Genomic DNA, 8,429 nt, shown 5'->3' with positions numbered 1-8,429 from the left:
TGTTATCTCCCAAAGCATGGAAGTTATTGTGGTTAAAGAGAATAAAAACACCATTGCCTGAAACTGCTCCAAATATGTCATGGGCGTATCAGGAACTGGCAAAGTTAGGAGGCTGGAAAGATACCAAGCGCACAGGGCGTGCATCTGTGAAAGTGTTATGGCAAGGATGGCTTAAGTTACAAGCCATCCTGGAAGGCTACGATTTAGCAAAATCTCTTGAGTCAGACTTGTGATCAAGAGACAGCTTAATTTTTAAAGCGGCTTTTTTGTTTGTATTTTTGATGTTATAGAAGCGTTATTTGACAGTATTGCTGTTGTAGAGGGCTTTTATACGCGTTTATAGCAATATATATTACAATAATACTTTATAGTTTTTGCTTGGAAATTAGTCAGTTAAAGGCGATTTAAAACAAATTTATATTTTTAATAAATAATTCCCAATTAATAGAGCGAAAAAAAATATAATGTGTTAATCTTACCTTGCTTTGAGTTTTTATGTATTGAATTTACGGATATTGTGCTGCGTTTAAGGTTACCGGTTAGGTTATTACTTGTTCCTGTACTGTACCTCCATATTTTTGAGCATTGACTCAGGGAGGATATTGCCATAATAATATGGCTGAATTTTAATTATTGACTTACAGGAAAATTTAGTATGTCGGTTACTGGTAAAGTAAAGTTTTTCAACGAAGCTAAAGGCTTTGGTTTCATTGAACAAGAAAATGGTCCTGACGTGTTTGTACATTTCAGCGCAATCACTGGTTCTGGTTTTCGCACTCTTAGCGAAGGTCAAGCAGTGACATTCAGCATCAAACAAGGTCAAAAAGGCCCTGAAGCTGAGAACGTAGAAGCAGCATAATTTATTATGTGAACTCTAGTTCATCTTGGTGAAGCAGGTCTCTGTTTCACCATAATTCCTCTCTATGTACATAATTAACAAAATCCTTCCTTTTTAAATCCTTGAACACAAATTACATATATTCTTAAATCTTCTATTTTAATACAAACCCAAAATTCAGCTATCTGAACAACTCATACAATCGAACCACTTTCTATCGCATTTAAAACACCCCTTACAATTTATCCAACTAATCTGATACTTATATACATCCAAATAACAATCTGTGTAAATTTTAGTGTAAGTCTTGCTAGTGCAATCAGGTTGAAGTTTTGTACTTTAACTATAAATGGGCAAGGGAACCTCTATAGGCCTCTGATAGCTTATTATGGAAGCGTTAGGCATCATTTATAGTCCATTATTATTAAAGTTGAGCAGCTTTTTGTGATTAACTTTGTTACTAAATAAATTTAACTGTTAAATAGTATTAATGAGCACTCTAAAGCGGTAAATGTAACTCGTCTAATTATCGAAAGCTATTTGGCTATTTCAGGCCTTGCTAAAAGAAACTTATTATTAAGATTATTATTACTATTTATGGGAAACACGTTTAAGGCATTGCGTGCATAAAGCAAGGTGGGCGGTATTAGAGATTATCCAGTGTTGTTTTTTTGTGCGACAAACGGTTTGTTTTCTCAGATGAAATGTTAGCGAAGAGATAAAATGTGTCGAAATCGTCTAAAAAATAACTTTTGTTATATCTATCTGTATTTTTTTTAGTTTTTTTTAAGTAAAAATTCAGCCTTGGCTAAATGTTGCAATAATGTTGTTTTATGTCAGTGCAATGCGAATAAATACACCCCTTAAAAGGCTTTAATAGAAATATTAAGAGAAATCTTGGTTGCAATAATGTTAACGGTTGTGCGCTGGTACTTTTGTTTAAGCATCAACTTAGCTATTTATTTACTGCGATTAGTAAACATCAAGTTGACAGCGCTAATTGCATTTAGCATTATTGGAAGGTTGATATCTATTAAAAGATATCAGGGTTGTTCTCTTCGGAGGATAATTAAATTATAAAAGTAACATTACTTAATTGGTTGGGAACTATGTCTGTTAAAATCAGAAAGAGTCTTGTAGCAACTGCGTTGGTTGGCGCATTTGCATTTGCAAGCAGCAATGTGATTGCAGATCCTTTGAATGACGTGCAAAAAGCAGGTCAAGAAATTCAAAAGGCTGCGGTTAAGTCTCAAACTAAAATTGACAATGTATATGGTCAAACTCAGGAGCTAATCGCTGAGTACCGTAGCGTTGTTGATGAGACTGAACTTATGAAAGTGTATAACGATCACGTGTCGCGCTTGGTTGATAGCCAAAACGCGTCTATTGAATCGTTTGATCGTCAAATCGCTACGATTGATAACACGAAACAAAACGTTGTGCCTTTGATGTATCGCATGATCGATACGCTTGAGCAATTCATCAAAGCGGACGTTCCATTTAATCTAGAGACGCGTTTAGGACGTGTTGAAAGATTACGTGAAATCATGGTTTCTGCGTCTGTAACGACGTCTGAAAAATTCCGTCAAGTACTTGAAGCTTACACTATTGAAACAGCATACAGCTCACTTGTATCTGCTTCACAAGGTACGCTAGAAGTTGATGGCAAAAGTATTAACGTTGATATCGGTCAGTTAGGTCGTATTACTTACGTTGCTCAGTCTTTTGACTTGAAACATGCTTGGGTGTGGGATAACAACACTAAACAGTGGAAAGAATTAGGTGAAGAATACCTAAAACCTGTTAAAGAAGTTATTCGTATGGCACGTAAGCAAGCGACATTAGAACTTGTTAAACTACCTATCTTTGGCGCGGAGTAATCAATAATGAAGAAACTATTTAAAGGTTTTGCTGTTGCCGCAGTACTAACTGTTTCTGCAGGTACCGCGTTAAATGCACATGCAAATACTGGAGCTCTAGATAAAATACTTGAGCAAGTAAAGCAAGAGCGTATCTCTGAAGGTAAAATCGATAAGAAACGTGAACAAGAGTTCTTATCAGATCGTGCTGACAAGCAATCTTTACTTAATAAAGCTAAAAGCCAACTTGCTTCTGAGAAGTCTCGTGGTGAAAGCTTAACTAAGCAATATGCACAAAATGAAAACACGTTAGCTGAAAAAGAAGCAGCTCTTCAAAGTGCTCAAGGTACTTTGGGTGAGATGTTTGGTGTTGTACGTCGTGCAGCTCAAGACGCTATCGGTTCTATCGAAGCATCACTAGTTAGTGCTGAGAAACCTGGCCGTGCAGAAATCTTACGTTCATTAGCTGCTGCTAAAGAACTTCCAACTGTTCGTGAACTTGAAGAACTTTGGATTTCACTTCAAACAGAAATGACTGAATCAGCTAAAGTTTCAACTTTTGAAACTGAAGTTGCTGGTCTTGACGGTAACCCGTCAATGAAGAAAGTAACGCGTATCGGTAACTTTAACTTAGTTACAGACGATGGTTACTTAATTTATTCACCAGAAACTAAGTCTATTCAGCCTCTAGGTAAACAGCCTGATAGCTATATTTTAGACGGTATCACTGATCTTGAAAATACATCACCAGATAACTACGCTGGTGTTTATATCGATCCGACTCGTGGTGCTATCTTACGTATCAACACTCAAAAAGCGACACTTATGGAATACTTCCATCAAGGTGGCGTAGTTGGTTATATCATTACAGCTTTACTAGCTTTAGGTATGCTAATTACTCTAATTCGCTTTGTTGACCTTACACTTACTACTAGTAAGATTAAGAGCCAGCTTAAAAATGTTGCTACACCGAATACAAATAACCCACTGGGTCGTATTCTTAAAGTGTACCATGACAACAAGAACCAAGATGTTGAAAACCTTGAGCTTAAACTTGATGAAGCGATTCTACGTGAAACGCCGCGCATCGAAGCTGGTATCAACATAATTAAGATTCTTGCTGCAATCGCACCGTTACTAGGTCTACTAGGTACAGTAATCGGTATGATCTTAACGTTCCAAACAATCACATTGTTCGGTACGGGTGATCCGAAGATCATGGCAGGTAACATCTCTCTAGCACTTGTAACTACAGCGCTAGGTCTAATTGCTGCATTACCACTAATTCTACTTCATGCTCTTGTAGCTGGTCGTAGTAAGTCGGTATTACACATCCTTGATGAGCAAAGCGCGGGTATCGTTGCTACTCACGCGGAGAAGGAGAAAGCCTAATGCTAGTCCTGATGGAGATATGGGAATCTATCAGGGATTTTGTTGGCACAGGCGGCCAGGTTTTATACGTGGTCGCGATAGCACTCTTTCTGATGTGGGTTTTAATGATTGAGCGCTATTGGTTTCTACTTGCAGAGTTTCCTCGCACAGCGAAAGAAATTGTAGCAAAGTGGGATGCCCGCCAAGACACTACGTCTTGGTACGCACACAGAATCCGTGAAGCATGGATTTCTGAAGCGTCTGAAAAATTAGATCAGCGTATGTTGTTGATTAAGACATTAGTAGCTGTTTGTCCTTTAATAGGCTTACTTGGTACTGTTACTGGTATGATCTCGGTTTTTGAAACCATGGCCAACCAGGGCACAGGTAACGCACGTTTAATGGCATCAGGTATTTCAATGGCAACAATCCCAACAATGGCTGGAATGGTTGCGGCACTATCTGGAGTATTTTTTAGCTCACGTCTTGAGACAAAAGCTAAAATGGTGAAAGCCAAACTTATTGATAGTATGCCTCATCACTAGAGAGAGAATTAAATATGGCACGTAAACAACGTTTTCGTGAAGAAGAAGAAGCAGCGGTTGATATGACGCCAATGCTTGACATCGTATTTATCATGCTTATTTTCTTTATCGTAACTACATCGTTCGTTAAAGAGGCTGGTATCGAGGTCAATAAACCAAAAGCTGCCCAAGCTACTAAGCAAAAAAATGCTAACATTTTTATTGCTATTCGTAGTAACGGCGAAATCTGGGTTGATAAACAACAAATTGATGTTGAACGTATTTCAGCAAAAATCGAAAGTTTATTAGCAGAACAACCTACTGAAGTTGTGATTATACAAGCTGATAAAGAAGCTAAACACGGCACAGTGGTTAAAGTTATGGACCAGATTAAAGCGACGGGTGACAACCTTAGAATTTCAATAGCTGGAGATCAGTAATGATTCGTTTTCTGTTTTCACTGATTGCAGGTGGGGCAGTTACTTTCGGCTTGTTCTACTTCATGGCCTTCCTCATCTCTGGTGGGGCTGACCGTAATACGGAACAAAAAGAGCAGATCATAGTCGAAATAATGACGAATCCGCCTGAATCTAAGGTGCAGGAGAGGAAGCGTGTACCGCCTCCTCCTCCTCCACCGCCAAAGCAGCCGCCTAAACCGCAGCCGCCACAGCCGGAAAATAATAATCCAAACCCTGGTGCTATGTCATTTAACATGGGTAGCATTGATGTTGGTAGTTCAGCTGGTGGACTAAGTGGTCCTGGTGCATTTGGACGAGATGGTGATGCGACACCTATCGTACGTATAGAACCAAAATATCCAACGCAAGCAGCACGTGATGGCAAAGAAGGTTGGGTACAACTTTCATTCACAATTGATGAGTTAGGTGGAGTAACTGACGTTGAAGTAATTGACGCTGATCCAAAACGTATCTTTGACCGTGAAGCTAAACGCGCACTGCGTAAGTGGAAGTACCGTCCTAAGATCATTGACGGAAAACCACAGAAACAACCAGGTTTACAAGTTCAATTAGACTTTAAACTTAACCAAGGCAACTAAGGAGGCGAGTAATGAGAAATTTTTCTAAAGTAACTGCTCTTGCGATTCTTATGTCTGTGTCGGGTGCTACTTTAAGTGCATCTGTTTTAGCAGCGCCAGATTACGCAAAGATTGAAGAGCGTAAAAAAGCAAAAACTAAAATCATGGGCGAGCGTACTGGTAAAAAGGTAATTAAAGCATTTGACTTGTACAACGAAGAAAAAGTTGATGAAGCAATTGTTTTGCTTAGAGAGATTGAACCTTCGAATGACTTTGATAAAGCGACCGTAAATCGTTACTTAGGTAGCATGTACGCTCAAAAAGAAAAGTATGACGAAGCGATTAAGTACTCTAAGCAAGCAGTTGCCCCTGATGTTTTAAACTTTGCTGATCAAGAACAAACTCTAAAGCTGTTAGGTGATTTATACGCTGGCACAGAAAAGTATCAAGAAGCCAAAAAAGCTTATGTTACTTGGATGGATTTTACCGGTGAAGAAGATCCTACGGTTTACACGCGTATTGCCCAAGCTAACTATCAGTTAGAGCAATTTCGTGATGTTTTTGAACCAGCAGATAAGGCAATTAAACTTCAAAAAGAACCTAATAAAGGTCCTTACCAATTAAAACTGGGTGCATACTTTGAACTTAAAGATTATGCAAACATGGTTAAGATTGGCGAAGAGATTGTTCGTGTATGGCCTGATGATAAAAAAGCTTGGGTTAGCTTAGGTAAATATTACCTACAAACCGAAGACTATCAAAAAGGTTTAGCAACGATGGAAGTTGCTTACAAGAACGGTTACTTTGAAAATGAAGTTGAGTATAAAGTCTTATCTAACTTTTACTCTCTAAACGAGATCCCTTTTAGAGCAGCTGTAACGCTAGAAAAGGCCGTTAAGAGTGAAAAAGTAAAACGTACAAAGCAGAATGTTAGCGCGATTGCTAGTAACTATCATCGCTCTAAGGATCTAGAAAAAGCTGCTAAGTACTACGAAGAAGCTGCTAAATTTGATGACGACGCTGAACTTTACCGTAAAGCTGGTTCATTACTTTTACAATCTGAAAAATTCAGTGCTGCTGTTGTTCGTTTGAACAAAGCATTAGAGCTTGGCTCTGACAAAAAAGGTACTATTTATTCAGATTTAGCTGAAGCGTATTACTATCAAGGTAAGTATAAGCAAGCATATGCTGCAATTACTAAAGCTATGGATGACCCTCGCACACGTAAGTTTGCAAAAGGTTGGTCTACATATATTAAAGATAAAGCCGCTCGCAACGGTGTTAAAATTTAATTTTAATTAGCTAAAGCAACTTATAAAAAGCCCCTCTGGGGCTTTTTTTATTGGAACTACTATGTATAAAAAGCTCTCTTTTTCATTACTACTGTGCTTATTTTTAGCTGCATGTTCAAAGCAGCCTCAACCTTATGAGTCATTTGAAGACGCACAAGTTGCTTTAAAAACTTTAAACATGACACTTGTACAACCAGACGCTAAAAAAATCGATAGGATTACTAAAGAGCAATTGGTATTTTCTGATGCGTATTTAGTTAAACGTCATACTATTTATCAGAACCTAATGGATATGGAGCTTAATCTCAATCAAATTGCACAAGTAAACTACTTGGTTATTGCAGAGCGCTTTCCTGAGCGCTATTTTAATTGGCCGGCTCAAGTCGATGTATTAAAAAACATGCTTGCTTTTGAGGGGTCAAAAAGTACGCCGGATAATATTATTACTTGGCTTAAGTTAACCCAAGATACGCTAGACAGTGCTAAACAAAGCAATTTAAAGCTGAATAAAATTGAGCTCACACTACTACAAAGCTATGTATTGAGTGCGATAGGTAGTAATGACGTTCAACCAGCGCTTAAGAGTCATATAAGAGCTTTTAGCGATTATTTAACTAGTTATAAGCCTAGAGGTAGTGTTGGTCTGAGAGGCCTGCCAAATGGGTCACAGTGGTATCAGAGCAAACTAAATTACTTTAGTGGCGAAGTACATTCACCGCTAGAGTGGGTTACTATTTTAAATGAAAATATAAAAGTATTAGATCGTGTTGCATTCGACAGTAAATTGTCTATTTCTCATAAAAAATCGTTTTTAGTGCAGTATCTATCGGATGAAAAATTAATTGAAGGGCTTGATTGGCAGGCTGATTATCAAGATTTACCTGCAATGGCGAGCAATATGAACATGTCTGATAAAGATAAAACATTGATGCTTGCAATGATGGAATCAGATATTGGCATTCATTACCATGCGTGGACTTTGCCACAGGCGAAGGTAAACCTTATGAAACGCTTAGAAATCACCCAAGAAGAGGCTCAATATTTAGTTGAAGATATAATACTTTACCCAGGGCAATCATTTAGCTTTATACAACAAATTATATAATGATTTGAAAGTGCGCTTATTGTGCGCACTTTGTACACCGTTGGGTTGCGGGGTCTAGTTCAAGTGATTTGGCTGGTATTTTTTCTTCACAGTCGCAGCAGTAGCCATATTGCCCAATTTCTATTTGGCTGACCGCCGCTTCTAATTTAGTCATGCGACTGATCAAAAACGCATACTCAGGACCTAGCTTCTCTGCTGCACAGTCTAACCATTCATTGTTTGCTGTATTATCTAAAATTTGTATTAAATGCTGATGTGTAGGGTAGGCTGATTTAGAAAGCATAGTTAATATATTTAATTTAATTTGTGCTATTTCATCGTTTAGTCTTTTTTGATGATGCATTATCAGTACAACCTTATTAAATTGGCTTCACGTTATACTGATATTATCTAGAGGCTTTAGG

General features: G+C 38.0%; 9 protein-coding genes and 1 pseudogene. 9 read left to right on the top strand and 1 reads right to left on the bottom strand.

Going from position 1 to position 8,429, the window contains the following annotated elements:
* From QL998_RS07580 to QL998_RS07540, 9 genes and pseudogenes are all read left to right on the top strand, one after another.
* Positions 1–233, top strand: a pseudogene (locus QL998_RS07580) (IS4 family transposase); the annotation flags it as partial.
* A gap of 422 nt (positions 234–655) precedes the next feature.
* Positions 656–859, top strand: a complete 204-nt coding sequence (locus QL998_RS07575) for a cold-shock protein (RefSeq protein WP_002961702.1) — start codon at positions 656–658, stop codon at positions 857–859.
* 1,088 nt (positions 860–1,947) lie between these two features.
* On the top strand, positions 1,948–2,718 hold the full coding sequence (locus tag QL998_RS07570; protein ID WP_033017001.1) for a DUF3450 domain-containing protein: 771 nt from the start codon (positions 1,948–1,950) through the stop codon (positions 2,716–2,718).
* Positions 2,719–2,724: 6 nt separating this feature from the next.
* Positions 2,725–4,089, top strand: coding sequence for a MotA/TolQ/ExbB proton channel family protein (locus QL998_RS07565; RefSeq protein ID WP_007583865.1), 1,365 nt, complete (start codon positions 2,725–2,727; stop codon positions 4,087–4,089).
* Positions 4,089–4,613 carry a MotA/TolQ/ExbB proton channel family protein gene (locus tag QL998_RS07560; RefSeq protein WP_002961709.1) on the top strand — a complete coding sequence of 175 codons (525 nt, stop codon included), beginning with the start codon at positions 4,089–4,091 and terminating at the stop codon, positions 4,611–4,613. Before QL998_RS07565 ends, QL998_RS07560 begins: the two co-directional genes overlap by 1 nt.
* Before the next feature lie 14 nt (positions 4,614–4,627).
* Positions 4,628–5,032: a biopolymer transporter ExbD gene (locus QL998_RS07555; protein ID WP_007583867.1), complete on the top strand. Its 405-nt coding sequence runs from the start codon at positions 4,628–4,630 to the stop codon at positions 5,030–5,032.
* The gene (locus tag QL998_RS07550) at positions 5,032–5,649 is read left to right on the top strand and encodes an energy transducer TonB (protein ID WP_007583869.1); all 618 of its coding nucleotides are present in this window, start codon (positions 5,032–5,034) and stop codon (positions 5,647–5,649) included. The genes QL998_RS07555 and QL998_RS07550 overlap by 1 nt, the downstream gene beginning before the upstream one ends.
* 11 nt (positions 5,650–5,660) lie before the next feature.
* Entirely contained in the window at positions 5,661–6,920 is a 1,260-nt protein-coding gene (locus QL998_RS07545) for a tetratricopeptide repeat protein (protein WP_010553387.1), read from the top strand.
* A 61-nt stretch (positions 6,921–6,981) separates the two neighbouring features.
* Positions 6,982–8,025 carry a hypothetical protein gene (locus QL998_RS07540; RefSeq protein ID WP_182197278.1) on the top strand — a complete coding sequence of 348 codons (1,044 nt, stop codon included), beginning with the start codon at positions 6,982–6,984 and terminating at the stop codon, positions 8,023–8,025.
* A gap of 16 nt (positions 8,026–8,041) precedes the next feature.
* Here QL998_RS07540 and QL998_RS07535 read toward each other — a convergent pair whose 3' ends face one another.
* Positions 8,042–8,368, bottom strand: coding sequence for a TraR/DksA C4-type zinc finger protein (locus QL998_RS07535; protein WP_024590816.1), 327 nt, complete (start codon positions 8,366–8,368; stop codon positions 8,042–8,044).
* Positions 8,369–8,429 lie beyond the last annotated feature (61 nt).

It is taken from the genome of Pseudoalteromonas sp. APC 3691 (genome assembly GCF_030408135.1).
Lineage (GTDB): Bacteria > Pseudomonadota > Gammaproteobacteria > Enterobacterales > Alteromonadaceae > Pseudoalteromonas.
The sequence above is the reverse complement of the archived record's forward strand: the minus strand, read 5'-3'. Positions and strand labels throughout refer to the sequence as shown.